Origin of the sequence: Saccharomonospora sp. NB11, assembly GCF_015910535.1 — a bacterium.
Taxonomy (GTDB): domain Bacteria; phylum Actinomycetota; class Actinomycetes; order Mycobacteriales; family Pseudonocardiaceae; genus Saccharomonospora.
Genome location: NZ_JACBJG010000012.1, coordinates 17907 through 31329 on the forward strand (window position 1 = coordinate 17907; position 13423 = coordinate 31329).

Annotated in this window: 9 protein-coding genes; 7 read left to right on the top strand and 2 right to left on the bottom strand. The window is 70.1% G+C overall.

What is annotated here, in order from left to right; all coding sequences use genetic code 11:
- Nucleotides 1–618: 618 nt before the first annotated feature.
- A complete protein-coding gene (gene ssd / locus JAV51_RS17125; protein WP_197321759.1) occupies nt 619–1659 on the bottom strand; it encodes a septum site-determining protein Ssd in 1041 nt (346 codons plus the stop codon).
- Nucleotides 1660–2002: 343 nt separating this feature from the next.
- Here ssd and JAV51_RS17130 point away from each other — a divergent pair, with 343 nt between their 5' ends.
- The 6 genes from JAV51_RS17130 (at nt 2003) to murQ (ending at nt 10320) form a co-directional block, all read left to right on the top strand.
- Complete coding sequence (locus JAV51_RS17130; protein WP_197321760.1) at nt 2003–2818, top strand: HAD family phosphatase; 816 nt, start codon at nt 2003–2005, stop codon at nt 2816–2818.
- Between the two features lie 461 nt (nt 2819–3279).
- The gene (locus JAV51_RS17135) at nt 3280–5133 is read left to right on the top strand and encodes a glycoside hydrolase family 3 protein (protein WP_197321761.1); all 1854 of its coding nucleotides are present in this window, start codon (nt 3280–3282) and stop codon (nt 5131–5133) included.
- A gap of 28 nt (nt 5134–5161) precedes the next feature.
- On the top strand, nt 5162–6439 hold the full coding sequence (locus JAV51_RS17140; RefSeq protein ID WP_197321762.1) for an exo-beta-N-acetylmuramidase NamZ domain-containing protein: 1278 nt from the start codon (nt 5162–5164) through the stop codon (nt 6437–6439).
- 53 nt (nt 6440–6492) lie between these two features.
- Entirely contained in the window at nt 6493–8241 is a 1749-nt protein-coding gene (locus JAV51_RS17145; protein WP_197321763.1) for a serine hydrolase domain-containing protein, read from the top strand.
- Nucleotides 8242–8379: 138 nt separating this feature from the next.
- The gene (locus JAV51_RS17150; RefSeq protein WP_197321764.1) at nt 8380–9336 is read left to right on the top strand and encodes a MurR/RpiR family transcriptional regulator; all 957 of its coding nucleotides are present in this window, start codon (nt 8380–8382) and stop codon (nt 9334–9336) included.
- 57 nt (nt 9337–9393) lie between these two features.
- The gene (gene murQ, locus JAV51_RS17155) at nt 9394–10320 is read left to right on the top strand and encodes an N-acetylmuramic acid 6-phosphate etherase (protein ID WP_197321765.1); all 927 of its coding nucleotides are present in this window, start codon (nt 9394–9396) and stop codon (nt 10318–10320) included.
- Between the two features lie 164 nt (nt 10321–10484).
- Here the strand turns inward: murQ and JAV51_RS17160 are convergent, their stop codons facing one another.
- On the bottom strand, nt 10485–11219 hold the full coding sequence (locus JAV51_RS17160; RefSeq protein WP_197321766.1) for an oxidoreductase: 735 nt from the start codon (nt 11217–11219) through the stop codon (nt 10485–10487).
- A gap of 161 nt (nt 11220–11380) precedes the next feature.
- On the opposite strand from JAV51_RS17160, the gene acs reads away from it, so the two are divergent.
- On the top strand, nt 11381–13369 hold the full coding sequence (gene acs / locus JAV51_RS17165; RefSeq protein ID WP_197321767.1) for an acetate--CoA ligase: 1989 nt from the start codon (nt 11381–11383) through the stop codon (nt 13367–13369).
- Nucleotides 13370–13423: the final 54 nt, after the last annotated feature.

Below are 13423 nucleotides of genomic sequence, written 5' to 3' on the forward strand. Positions count from 1 at the left end.
ACGCCACCCCCGACAACGACCACTCACCACCCCTGTGGACAACCCGTTCCCTGTGGACAACTCCGGTGACACGGTTGCGGCCGCAGCACGACACGCGGTTCGCTTTCGGCTGGGTCCCGGGTGACACGGCTGGACATCGCAAGCACCGCACGCGGTGTCAGCGCGCGCCATCGAGGCATCGACGTGTCGAGAGCTGCGAAGAGGCGAACCGGCGTTGACAGGCGACGGCTCAACCCACTCCGGACTAGGCGCCGTAACGACGGAGCAAGGTCGTGAAGGAGGTCGATGACCAAACCGCCACGTAGCGAGGCGATCGAGGCGTATCGAGGCAATCGTGGTGGCCTGGCGAGGGCGCCCCTCCGTCACCGCAACGATGAGGAATTGGCCGTGTCGACATCGAGACGACCGAAGTTCTCAGCACACTCGGCGAGCGAGGTTTAAGTGCGGGACGCGCTTCAGCACCGCGTTCACCGTTCGCGCTGTCGCAAGCGGACACAGCCCGACATCGAACAGAGGTCCGCACGACCGCCTCCCTCTCCGCGGCCGGGTCCTCCGCGGGCTCGGACAAGCGCTACGCGCCGGGAACGACGATCAGCGTGGATGGCTTCGACGTTCCCTTCACGCGAGGGCGGCGAGGACGGTCCGGGCAGCTCTCGCCAACCGACGGGTCGGACGGAACGAACCCCGGTCGAGAACCCGTCCGACCGCATTCTCCTGACCAACCCACGCCAGCACTGGCACGCCGACGGCATCGGCGATGTCGGCTTCGGAGAGGTACCCCGACGGACGACCTCGGACGACGGCTTCGAGTCGGGTCGTGTGGTCGCTCAGGCGGCGACGCACACACGCGGCCGCGACACAACCACGCACGTCGGCGGGCACGACGAGTACCACGAGGTCGGCTCGGTGCAGCACCTCGACGGACGCGCGGTCCGGGTAGCGGGGCAGGTCGCACACCACCGTGCGCCCGGCCCGTCGGCCGGCGTCGACCACCGCGGCCGCCGCGACGTCGCTGGGGCCTGCTCCCACTCGGTCGCACGAAAGCACTGACAGCCGTCCTCGGCCTCGTCGCCGGGTAGGGAGCGCGGCGTCGAGCTCGGTCATGGACACGCGTCCCGCCGACATCGTGAGGTCGGGCCAACGCAGTCCCTCGTCGCTCTCCGTGCCGAGCACGAGATCGACACCGCCGCCGAGTGCGTCGCAGTCGACGAGCAACGCCGCCTCCCCCGACCTCGCCGCCGTGATCGCCACGCTCGCCGCCAAGACCGAGGCACCGGCTCCGCCGCGTCCACCCACGACCGCCACCACCCTGCCTGCCCTCGCACTGGGTCGTTCGACGACGTCGGCGAGCGCCGTGACCACGGCTTCCTCGTCGGCGGGCAACAGCGCCACGGAGTCCACGCCCAACGACACGGCAGCGCGCCACTCCTCCTGGGTCGGAGCCTGCGCGCGTACGAGCACCACGTCGGACCGCCGTGGGAGCCCGCCCGCGCCGGCGACGGTGTCGAGCAGGACGAGCGGGGCCTCTGCCCACGCCGACCGCGCCGTCGACAGGTCGTCGGCGTACCGCAGTTCGCAGCCCACGGCCGCGGCCAGTCGTCTGAGGTGATCGCGCACGACGTGGTCGGCGACGACCACGAGTGGACGGTTGTCTGTCACGTCGGCCCCCGGTGTCGTTGAGTCGTGATCACCAGCGTCACGTTCGCCGCGAGCCTCGACAACCCACACCGGCTGCCCTGTGGACAACTCGACGGAATGTGGACCGAGCTGTGGACAACTCGGGGTTCGAAGGGAGGCGGCCCCCGCCAGGGGGAGGAGCGGGGGCCGCCGAAGTCCGGTCCCGGGGGGTCGGACCGAACCAGCCCGGACGTGCCGGGCGCCCACACTGTAACCCGCTGCGCCCGACCGGCCGGGCAACCGAACGGCAAGCGCCCCACAGCGCGCCCGAGGAGCGGCCGAGTGCTCCCCGACGGGTCGCCGCGCCGACCCATATCGTGGTGGTGTGCCCGCACCCCACCAGACCGCCACGTCGGCGGCGTTCTTCGACCTCGACAAGACGATCATCGCTTCGTCCAGCGCGCTTGCCTTCAGCAAGCCGTTCCTGCGACAGGGCCTGATCAACCGCCGCGCCGCGTTGAAGAGCGCCTACGCCCAGTTGATGTTCGCGCTCTCCGGCGCGGACGCCGACCGCACCGAACGCCTCCGCGCCGAGATCTCGCGCATGTGCACCGGGTGGGACGTCAACCAGGTCCAGGCCATCGTGCGGGAGACCCTGCACGACGTGGTCGCGCCGCTCGTGTACGCCGAGGCCGCCGAACTCATCGAACACCACAAGGCGGAGGGCCGGGACGTCATCGTCCTGTCGGCCACCGGTGAAGAGGTCGTGCAGCCGATCGCCGAGATGCTGGGCATCACGCATTGCATGGGCAGTCGGATGGAGATCGTGGACGGGCGGTACTCGGGCAAGCTCGACTTCTACTGCTACGGCGAGTACAAAGCCGTCGCGGCGCGACGTATCGCCGCCGAACGCGGCTACGACCTCGCCTCGTGCCACGCCTACACCGATTCGAGCACCGACATCCCGCTGTTGGAGGTCGTCGGCCACCCCCACGCCGTGAACCCGGACAAAGCACTGCGCCGACTCGCGCAGGAGCGCGGCTGGCCGATCCACACCTTCGTCAACCCGGTGTCTCCGCGGACCCGCTTCCCCGCGCCGACGGCCGCCGTGGCGGTGGGGCTCGGGATCGGCGCGGTGGCCGCGGGGGCGACGCTCTTCGGTCTTTCCCGGCGGAGGCACCGGGACTCGGGCTCCCGCTGACCGCGAGTTTCGGCGCGAACGGTACTTCTCGCGCACGCCCTTGAAGTGACCGCCGTCACTGACTACAAAGGGAAGTGCGGAGGTTCTTCCGGCCAGGGAGCAGGCGGAGGAGAAGCCTGGTCCACCCCGGTCGAACGTCCGTGCATGGACGTCGGGTACCCACGCGGAGCTCGCCGCGAGAGGCCTGTCGTCGAGGGACTGCGTAACGGGACGCCGGACGCCGAGTCCCCGGAAATGACGACGTGTATGCACGCTTGGTCACCCGACCGCTCCATGGAGACACATGGGCGCCCGCTGGTTCCGGTAACCGGCGGGCGCCACTCGTGCGACTCCTCCCCCCTGCCCCCCGGCCCTCGCCACACGCGGTCATTGACCTGCCACGTTTTGGTGAGTAGCTTTCCGCTTGCTTACTCGTACGGGTGGACTTCTCACATCCGCACGTCGCATCCCCGGGAGGCCTCGTGACCCATCGCAGCGCCCGGCCTTGGAAGGCCCGCGCCTCTGCTGCACTCGTAGGCTTGCTCGCCGTGACCACTGGTGTGGCTTCGGCGCAGGCGCTCGAACCGTCCACGACGGACGCGGACACCTCCGGCCGCAAGGGGCCTCGGACCTGGTCCGAACGCACCCTGCAGTCGATGACGCTCGAACAGAAGGTCGGACAACTCTTCGTCGCGGACGTCTGGGGACTCTCCGCCGACGAGGCGCATCCCGGCAACCAGGAGAAGTACGGCGTCGACACGGCCGCCGAGGTGGTGCGAAAGTACCAGGTCGGCGGTGTCATCTACTTCAACAACGCCGGTACGGACAACATCGAGTCGCCCCGGCAGGTGGCCGAACTGTCGAACGGTCTCCAGCGGGCGGCGCTGGAGTCGAAGCCCCGCATCCCGCTCATCGTGTCGATCGACCAGGAAGGCGGTCGGGTCACCCGCATCGCGGGGGACGCCACCGAGTACCCGAGCGCGATGGCGTTCGGCGCCTCGGGTGACGTGGAGGGCGCGCGGAAGGCCGCCGAGATCAGCGCCACCGAGCTGCGAGCGATGGGCATCAACCAGGACTTCGCGCCGGTCGCCGACGTCAACTCGAACCCGCTCAACCCGGTCATCGGATCGCGTTCCTTCTCGTCCGACGCCGAGCTGGCCGGAGACTTCGTCGCCGCTCAGGTGGACGGCTACGAGAACTCGGGTCCTGCGTTCGCTCGCGTGTCGGCCGCGGCCAAGCACTTCCCCGGCCACGGTGACGCGAAGGACGACAGCCACGTCGGACTCCCGGTCATCGACCGGAGCGAGGCCGACTGGCGTACCCACGACCTCCCGCCGTTCCGCAAGGCCGTGGAAGCGGGTATCGACGTGATCATGACGGCGCACATCTCGGTGCCGAGCCTCGACCCGTCGGGCGACCCGGCCACCCTCTCACAGCCGATCATGACCGGTCTGCTGCGGGACGAACTCGGCTACGACGGCGTGGTGGTCACCGACTCGCTCGGCATGGCCGGTGTCCGCGAGATGTACCCCGACGACGAGATCCCGGTGCGCGCGCTGGAGGCGGGCGTCGACCAGATGCTCATGCCGCCGGACCTCGACGCGGCGATCAACGGCGTGCTGGAGGCCGTCCGCAGCGGCAGGCTCACCGAGGAGCGCATCGACGAGAGCGTCCGGCGCATCCTCGACCTCAAGCACGCTCGCGGCATCGTGACGCACCCGCTGGTGCCGGTGCCGCAGGTCGACCGCGTGGTCGGCAGCGACGAGCACCGCGCGGCCGTGCAGGAGATCACCGACCGCTCGACCACGGTGCTACGCAACGACGCCGACCTGCTCCCGCTGTCCGCTGACGCACAGAAGATCCTCGTGACCGGCTGGAACCGCCCGGACTACCCCGGCTACGCCGCCGAACCGGTCGCCGACCTCGCCGACGCACTGCGCGACCGCACCGACGCCGACGTCACCGCGCTCTCCACGGGCACGTCCCCCGAGCCCGGCGCCATCGACGAAGCCGTGTCCGCGGCGGGCGAGGCCGACGTGGTGGTCGTGCTCACCAGCGGCCTGCGGACCAGCGCCGCCCAGCGTGAGCTGGTGGAGCGCCTGACCGGCACCGACACCCCGGTGATCGCGGTCGCCGTCCAGGAGCCGTACGACCCCGGTTTCGCCGACGTTCCCACGTGGCTCGCGACCTACGACTGGCGTGCCGTCACCATGACGTCGTTGGCCAAGGTGCTCGTCGGGGAACGCTCCCCCGAAGGCACGCTGCCGGTCGCCGTCCCCCACGGCGACGACCCCGCCCAGATCCAGTACCCGTTCGGCCACGGGCTGACGTGGTGAACCCGCCCCGACGTCAGGAAAACAGACCATGACCGTGAACAGACGCAGGTTCCTGTCCGCGAGCGCACTCGCGGGCACGTTGGTCGCCACCGCCGCCACCACGGCCGCCGCGGCTCCCGTCCCGACTCCCCCGCGGGGCGGCCCGGCTCCCCGTGTCACGACGGGGGCTGACCGGCTCGCGGCGGACGGCTGGCGGCAGCTCGCGGGCCGTCGGGTGGGCGTGCTCTCCAACCCCACCGGCGTGCTGAACGACCAGGTGCACGTCGTCGACTCGCTCGTGCAGGCCGGGCTCGAGCCCGTGGCCGTGTTCGGCCCCGAGCACGGCTTCCGGGGCAGCGCGCAGGCCGGCGGCTCGGAGGGCGACTACCCGGACCCCCGTACCGGCGTGCCGGTGTACGACACGTACGGCGTCGACATCGACAAGCTCACGGACCTGTTCCGCAAGGCCGACATCGAGATGATGGTGTTCGACATCGCCGACGCCGGCGCGCGCTTCTACACCTACATCTGGTCGATGTACCAGGCGATGGTGGCCGCCGCCCGGCTCGGCATCAAGTTCCTGGTGCTCGACCGCCCCAACCCCGTCGGCGGCGAAGCCTACGGGCCGATGCTCGACCCGGCGTACAGCTCGTTCGTCGGACTGCGTCCGATCGTGCAACAGCACGGCATGACGGTGGGTGAGCTGGCCCGGTACTTCGCGGCGGAGCTGCTGCCCGGCGACGGGGTCGAACTGGCCGAACTCGAGGTCGTCGGCATGCGAGGCTGGCGACGAAGGCACGTGTTCGCGGACACCGGGCTGCTGTGGACCCCGCCGTCGCCGAACATGCCGACCCCGGACACGGCGGCGGTCTACCCGGGCACCTGCCTGTTCGAGGGCACGGTGTTCTCGGAGGGGCGTGGCACCACCCGTCCGTTCGAAATCGTCGGGGCACCGGAGGTCGACTGGCGCTGGCAGGAGGAGCTCGCCTCCCACGGCCTGCCGGGCGTGGCGTTCCGCGAGTGCTACTACGTGCCCACGTTCGGCAAGTTCGAGGGCGAGACCTGCGGCGGCGTGCAGGTCACCGTCACCGACCCGTACCGGTTCGACCCGATCCGCACCGGGGTCGACCTCATCGTGACCGCCAAGCGGCTGTACCCCGATCTCTTCGCCTGGCGTGAGGACAACTTCATCGACAAGCTGACCGGTTCCGACCGGTTCCGCACGATGGTGGACGCGGGCGCGACCACCGACGACGTGGTGGGTTCCTGGCAGGACGAACTCGCGGAGTTCCGGCGGAAACGACAGCCCTACCTGCTCTACCGGTAGTACGTTCCACGTCCACGACGGTGCTTTCGTGACAAGGTGAGGGGAGCGACGCGATGCGTGCGAAGGCGAGTGTCTCCAGGATCGCGGGCGTGTTCGCGGTCCTGCTGCTGACAGGAGCGACGGCGATGGCTGCGGTGACGGCGACCTCCGGACGCTTCGACCAGCCACAGCCCGGCTTCGCTCCCGCCTCCACCGTCCTGCGCCCCGCCGCGCCCGAGAGTGTGGGGCTCGACGCCGCACCGATCCGGGAGGCCGAGAGCGTGCTGGCTCGGATGACCGAGTCGGACTACGTCGACGGCCACCCGCTCTTCTCGGGCGCCGTGGGGTTGCTCGCCCACGAGGGCGCCGTCGTGGACACCTACGCCGTCGGCAGTGCCGTCCGCTACGCCGACGGCGACGGCACCGAGCTGCCCGCCGAGGAGCAGGTGCCGATGCGCGACGACACGATCTTCGACATCGCGTCGGTCACCAAGCTGTTCACCTCGCTCGCGGTGATGCAGCTCGTGGAGCGCGGCGAGGTCGACCTCGACGTGCCGGTGGCGGACTACCTGCCCGAGTTCGGGGTCAACGGCAAGCAGGAGATCACGGTCGAGCAGTTGCTCACCCACACCTCGGGCCTGGAGCCCGGCCTGTTCCTGTGGCGCGACTGGCCCGACAAGCCGTCGCGCATCAAGGCCGTCATGGACGTCGCGCCGCAGAACGAACCGGGCACGACGTACACGTACTCCGACCTCAACCTGATCACCCTCGGAGTGCTGGTCGAACGCATCACCGGTGAGCCGCTCGACGAGGTGATCGCGAAGCGGATCACCGAACCGCTCGGCATGCGCGACACCGAGTTCAACCCGCCCGAGGCCAAGCTCGACCGGATCGCGGCGACGGAGTTCCAGTCGACGCCCGACCGCGGCATGATCCGGGGCCGGGTGCACGACGAGAACGCGTGGTCACTCGGTGGCGTCGCCGGGCACGCCGGGTTGTTCTCCACGGCCCGCGACCTCAGCGTGCTCGCCCAGGCACTGCTGAACGGCGGTAGCTACCAGGGCGAGCGCATCCTGCGCCCGAGCACGGTGCTGCAGCTGTTCACGAACTACAACACCGAGTTCCCCGACGACTCCCACGGACTCGGCTTCGAGCTCGACCAGATGTGGTACATGGGCGGCCTGACCTCGCCGTCCACGGCGGGCCACACCGGCTACACCGGCACGTCCCTGGTGATCGACCGGCAGTCGCGCTCGATCGCCGTGTTGCTGACCAACCGCGTGCACCCGTCGCGGTCGTGGGGCTCGATCAACGAGGCCCGACAGGTGTGGGCCACGAGCCTCGCCCGCGCGATGGCCGTCAAGCCGCGTCACGGCTCGACGGCGTGGTCGAGCTCGATCGGCAACGCCGAGACCGCCACGCTCACCACTCCCGAGCTCGTCACGAACGGCCGTCGGGCCACCGCGTCGTTCGCAACCTTCGTCAGCAGCGAGCCGACGGACCCGTTGGTGCTGGAGGCGTCCACCGACGGCGGTCGAACGTGGTCGGCGCTGCCGCTGCACGTCCGCGGCAAGGGCGCTCCGCGGGAGACGGTCACCGAGCTCGCGGGCACCGATCACCGCGCGTGGTGGCGGGTCACCGCGAACCTGCCCGAGGCCGACACCGTCACGCTTCGTTGGCGATTCACAACGGACGAGAGCTACACCGCCCGCGGTGTGCTGGTCGACGGCATCTCGGTCACCTCGTCACAGGGCACGCTGTTGGACGGTGAACGACACCCCGAACGGCTCGACGGGCGGGGATTCACCCTGACCAGGCGTTGATAGTTGCCAACTCGTTAACCGCTCTGGGCTAACACACTCCCCCTGAGCAGCGACTTTCCGAGCAACCAGTCACCGCAGCACGGCGGCTCGTCGTCGAGGTTGCGATCTCTCGGGAAGGTATGAGTAACCTTGTCATATATGCCTGGTGTTAGTAACTTTCCCACGGATGGTGGGTCGGGTCCCCGCCCGGCGTCCGACCACGACACGAGTCCCCTCGTGCGTATCCGTTCACTCCTGCCGGGCCTGGCGCGTGCCGAACAGCGAGTCGCCAAGGTCGTGTTGGACGACCCGTCGTCGGTCGCGCGCCGCAGCATCACCGAGGTCGCCCTCGCCGCCAAGACCAGCGAAACCACCGTCACGCGCTTCTGCAAGGCGATCGGCGTCGGCGGCTACCCGCAACTGCGCATCGCCCTCGCCGCCGACACCGCCCGCACCGAGGCACGGGCGACGCGGGACCTCGGCGGCGACATCACCGCCGACGACGACCTCGCCGCAGTCGTGAGCAAGGTCGGGTTCGCCGACGCCCGAGCCGTCGAGGAGACCACCGATCAGCTCGACGTCGCCGAACTCACGCGCGTCGTCGAACTCCTCGCCGCGGCCGGGCGCGTGGACGTCTACGGCGTCGGGGCCAGCGCTTTCGTGGCCGCAGACCTCCAGCAGAAGATGCACCGCATCGGCCGCGTGAGCTTCGCGTGGTCGGACACGCACATCATGCTCACCTCCGCCGCCGTGTTGCGCGAAGGCGACGTCGCGGTGGCCATCTCGCACTCCGGTGCCACCACCGACACCGTCGAGGCGCTGCGCGTGGCCAAGGAGCACGGCGCCACCACGGTCGCCATCACCAACTTCCCGCGCTCGCCCATCACGTCGGTCGCCGACCACGTCCTCACCACCGCCGCGCGCGAGACCACCTTCCGCTCCGGCGCCACCGCAAGCCGCATCGCACAGTTGACAGTGATCGACTGCCTGTTCATCGGCGTGGCCCAGCAACACCTCGACGACGCGATGGCAGCCCTCGACGCCACCCGCGACGCCGTCAACGGACACCGACTCGGCATCCGTCCGGACGGGAGGCGGCGGGCCGATCGGGGGTAGTGGACCGGGCGAGCGCTCGCGGGCGCTCGCCGTCGCAAGAGAAGAGTGAGGCTGGAGATGACCCATCCACCGCAGGTCGTTCAGGTCGAGTCGCCCACGGAGCGACGCAACCCGAACACGACCGACATCGACCGGATGTCGACCGCCGACATCCTGGCCGCCATCAACGCCGAGGACCACGGTGTCCCCGGCGCGGTACGAGAGGTGCTGCCGGAGCTCGGCGACGCGGTGGACGCGGCCACGAAGTCACTCCGCGCGGGCCACCGCGTGCACTACGTGGGCGCCGGGACGTCGGGCAGGCTCGCCGTGTTGGACGCGGCCGAGCTCGTGCCGACCTACAACGTGCCCGACGACTGGTTCGTCGCCCACCACGCCGGTGGGCAGAAGGCGTTGCAGACCGCCGTCGAGAACGCCGAGGACAACGCCGAGGCCGGGGCCGCCGAGATTCGCGAGAGCGTCGAGGACGGCGACTTCGTCCTCGGACTGACGGCGTCGGGGCGCACGCCGTACGTGATCGGCGCTCTTCAGGAGGCCCACCGGTTGGGTGCCACCACGGCCCTCGTGTCGTGCAACCCCGAGGCTCCCGAGTTCGACGGCATCGACGTGCTGATCACCGTGAACACGGGCCCGGAGGCCATCGCGGGCTCCACCCGCATGAAGGCGGGGACGGCGCAGAAGCTCGTGCTGACCGCGTTCTCCACCGCCACGATGGTCAAGCTGGGGCGCACGTACTCCAACCTCATGGTGAGCGTGCGGGCCACCAACGCCAAGCTGCGTGGCCGGACGATCCGCATCCTGCAGGAGGCGACGGGTCTGAGCGACCAGGAGTGCGGCGAGGCGCTCAACCGCGCCGACGGTGACCTCAAGGTGGCTCTCGTGCAGTTGCTCGCAGACGTCGACACCGAGCGTGCGGCCGAGGCTCTCGACAGCGCCGACGGTCACGTGCGGGCCGCGCTCGACGCCGTGCGGTCACACGCCTCGTAGGCACCGGGTCGCCGAGGAACGACGTCGACACCGCTGCGCAGCCCCCACAGCGTGGTGAGGGCCGCGACGGCGACGTACTGCGGACACGCGTGCAGGACTCGCGGACACGAGTGCACAAGCCGCGGACACGCGCGCAGGGCTCGCGGACACGCGGGCAGTGGACATCAGGGGGTAGCGGCGTCGGCGATGCTCTTCGCCTCGCGCGCTCCCGCCTCGAAAGCCTCACAGCAGAACAGCAGCCACTGGCGCACGCCGTCGGGCTCGCCCGACGCGAAGGCCTGCGCCGCCTCCTCGTACCGCCGCTGCCGACGGAAACACGCCACCTCGGGCACGGTCAGCGCCTTCGGGTCCAGCCCCGTCGCGACCATCGCCAACCGGGCAGCGGCCCTCGCCAGCACACCGTCCGCCGATCCGAAGGGCCGCAGCGTGAGCAGCTCGCCGTGCACCACCGCCGTCAGCACCGGGCCGGGCACCGACGTCGCGCCGGTGACGAGCTGGGCGAGCAACTCCAGCCGCGACGCCACACCGTCGGCACCACGCGGCCGACCGAGCGTCTCCGAGTCCTCGACGAGATCCGTCGCGGCGAGGACGTGCATCCGCGCCAGCACCTGCAACGGAGCCCGCCGCCACGTCGGCAACAACGACTCGGTCGCGCCCGCCACCCGCAGCGATCCGGCGAGCACCGGGTCGGTGACGCTCCCGTCGTCGGGAAGGTCGGGGTCGGCGCCGTCGAGTGCCGCGGACGCCCGCGCGGCCCGCACCGACGCCTCCGCGGCGGTCGCCGAGCCGCCACGCAGGTTGGCGGGAAGCCGGTGCACCGCGAAGACGGCGTCCTGTGCGCTCTTCGCGGCGTCGGCGACACCGCCCAGGTCCAGCAGCGGTGCGAGGGGATCACTCATGTCGCATGAGCATACGGAGCGCTCGTGCACCGTTCGTCAGCCGCTCGTCCCCCGGCGCCGGTCGGCCGTCGCGGACTGGCTGCCGCCGTGTGACTTGGGGTACTAACGTCGCTACCGGCGCCGCGGCCGTAGAGCCGTCATTTCGCATTTCAGGAGGCACCATGACAGAGCAGTCACCGGCACTCGACAACCTGCTGACCGAGAGCCGTACCTTTCCTCCGAGCGAGGAGTTCGCGGCGAAGGCCAACGCGACGGAGCAGTTCTACGCCGACGCCGACGCCGACCGCGAGGCGTTCTGGGCGAAGCAGGCCGACCGCCTGCACTGGGACACCCGCTGGTCGACGGTGTTGGACTGGAGCGACGCACCCTTCGCGAAGTGGTTCGTCGGCGGCAAGCTGAACGTCGCCTACAACTGCGTCGACCGGCACGTCGAGGCGGGCCACGGCGACCAGGTGGCCATTCACTGGGTCGGTGAGCCGGGCGACACGCGCGACCTCACCTACGCCGACCTGCAGCGCGAGGTCTCCAAGGCCGCCAACGCGCTCGTCTCGTTGGGCGTCGGCTCGGGCGACCGGGTCGCCATCCAGCTCCCCATGATCCCCGAGGCGATCGTGTCCATGCTGGCGTGCGCGCGCATCGGCGCGCTGCACAGCGTGGTGTTCGGCGGGTTCTCCCCCGCCGCGCTGCGATCCCGGGTCGACGACGCCGACGCCAAGGTGGTGATCACCTCCGACGGGCAGTACCGGCGTGGCAAGGCCGTGCCGATGAAGGCGAACGTCGACGAGGCACTGGACGGCGCGGAGACGGTGCAGAAGGTCGTGGTGGTGCGCCGCACGGGCGACGACCTGGAGGGCACCGTGCCGTGGACCGAGGGTCGGGACGTCTGGTGGCACGACCTCGTCGACGCGCAGTCCGCCGAGCACACCCCCGAGGCGTTCGACTCCGAGCACCCGCTGTTCATCCTCTACACCTCGGGCACGACCGGGAAGCCGAAGGGCATCCTGCACACGTCGGGCGGCTACCTCACGCAGGCCGCCTACACCCACCACGTCGTCTTCGACCACAAGCCGGGCGAGGACGTGTACTGGTGCACCGCCGACATCGGCTGGGTCACCGGCCACTCCTACATCGTGTACGGCCCGCTGGCCAACCGCGCCACTCAGGTCGTGTACGAGGGCACGCCGAACACGCCGCACGAGGGCAGGCACTGGGAGATCGTCCAGAACTACAAGGTGACGATCTACTACACCGCGCCCACGCTGATCCGGACGTTCATGAAGTGGGGTGCCGACATCCCCGCCAAGTACGACCTGTCGTCGCTGCGGGTCCTCGGCTCGGTCGGCGAACCGATCAACCCCGAGGCGTGGATGTGGTACCGCAAGCACATCGGCGACGAGCGCTGCCCCATCGTCGACACGTGGTGGCAGACCGAGACCGGCGCGATCATGATCTCGCCGTTGCCGGGAGTCACCCACACCAAGCCGGGCTCGGCGCAGCGCGCGCTGCCGGGCATCTCGGCGAAGGTCGTCGACAACAACGGTGTGGAGGTTCCCCACGGTGGTGGCGGGTACCTCGTGCTCGACAAGCCGTGGCCGAGCATGCTGCGCGGCATCTGGGGTGACGACCAGCGCTATCGCGACACCTACTGGTCGCGTTTCGAGGAGCAGGGCTTCTACTTCGCCGGTGACGGCGCGAAGTACGACGCCGACGGCGACATCTGGCTGCTGGGACGCGTCGACGACGTGATGAACGTGTCGGGTCACCGCATCTCGACCACGGAGGTCGAGTCGGCGCTGGTCTCCCACCCGACGGTGGCGGAGGCGGCGGTCGTGGGTGCCACCGACCCGACCACGGGACAGGGCATCGTCGCGTTCGTCATCCTGCGGGGCGGAGTCGCGGAGAACGAGGCCGGTGGCGCCGCCATCCAGGCCCTGCGCGACCACGTCGCCAAGGAGATCGGCCCGATCGCCAAGCCGAGGCAGATCATGGTCGTCCCCGAACTGCCCAAGACGCGCTCGGGCAAGATCATGCGGCGCCTGCTGCGCGACGTCGCCGAGAACCGCGAGATCGGTGACGTCACCACGCTCGCCGACAGCTCGGTGATGGACCTCATCTCGAAGGGGCTGAGCTCCGGCTCCGGCGACGACTGAGCCGACTCGCCGACAGCACAAGGGCGGCCTCCACCCTGCTCGTGGTGGAGGCCG